Here is a 1,052-nt window from a genome sequence, read left to right as displayed (position 1 = left end):
TGTATTGACCCGCAGGGTTGTTCACACGGCTGATGGGTGGCTGGCCGCCGAGTGCGGTGTGGCAGCGATGGTGGTTGTAGGTGTGCAGGAAGTCTGCCAGGGCTTCGGTGCGTTCGGTGTTGCTGGTGTAGGGCCGCAGGTAGGCCCACTCCTCGAGCAGGGTGCGGTTGAAGCGTTCGACCTTGCCGTTGGTCTGGGGACGGTAGGCGCGCGTCAGCTTTCCGGTCGCGCCGAGGTCAGCCAGCGCCCCTTGCCAGGCGAAGCTCTTGCGGTAGGGCCAGGCGTTGTCGGTCAGGACCCGTTCGATGCGGTCAATACCCGATGCGGCGAAGAACGCTGCGGCCCGCCGCAGGAAGCCTGCGCAGGTGTCGGCCTTCTCGTCGCCGTGGATTTCGCTGTAGGCCAGGCGGCTGTGGTCGTCGACGGCGGAGTGGACGTAGTCGAAGCCCACGGAGCTGCGGGTGGCGCGGCCGGCCTGGCGGCCCAGCACCTTGTGGCCGCCGCCGTCGGGGATCCGGCCGAGTTTCTTGACGTCCACGTGGACCATCTCGCCGGGCCGGTCGCGTTCGTAGCGGCGGATGACCTGGCCGGTGGGCCGGTCCAGGAAGGCCAGGCGGTTGAGGCCGTGCCGGGTGAGGATGCGGTGCACGGTCGAGGCGGGCAGGCCCAGGATCGGTCCGATGCGTGCCGGGCCGAGTTTGCGGTCCTGGCGCAGCCTGCAGACACGGGCCTCGGTGGCGGCTGCGGTCCGGTGCGGTGTCCTGCGGGGGCGGCTGGAACGGTCGATGAGTCCACTCTCGCCCTCGGACCGCCAGCGCCGGATCCACTTGTGGGCTGTGGGACGGGAGATGCCCATCTCGGCGGCGACATGGGCGACGGGACGGCCGGAGCGGACACGCTCGACGAGCAGCCGCCTGCCGTGAACGGTCAGCCGGGCATTACGGTGGGACACGAAGGCCTCCGTGCGGTGAAGATTCGACACCTCCACCACACACGGGGGCCTTCGTCACGATCAAGTCCGACCCGCGTCAACAACGCTCGTGATCAATACA

General features: G+C 68.9%; 1 protein-coding gene. It reads right to left on the bottom strand.

Going from position 1 to position 1,052, the window contains the following annotated elements; translation table 11 throughout:
• Positions 1–952: IS481 family transposase (locus IE239_RS41435; RefSeq protein WP_190154602.1), on the bottom strand; the 952-nt coding region annotated here is incomplete at its 3' end.
• Between the last annotated feature and the right edge of the window lie 100 nt (positions 953–1,052).

It is taken from the genome of Streptomyces humidus (assembly GCF_014649655.1).
GTDB lineage: Bacteria > Actinomycetota > Actinomycetes > Streptomycetales > Streptomycetaceae > Streptomyces > Streptomyces humidus.
This window is presented reverse-complemented; position numbering and strand designations above follow the sequence as displayed.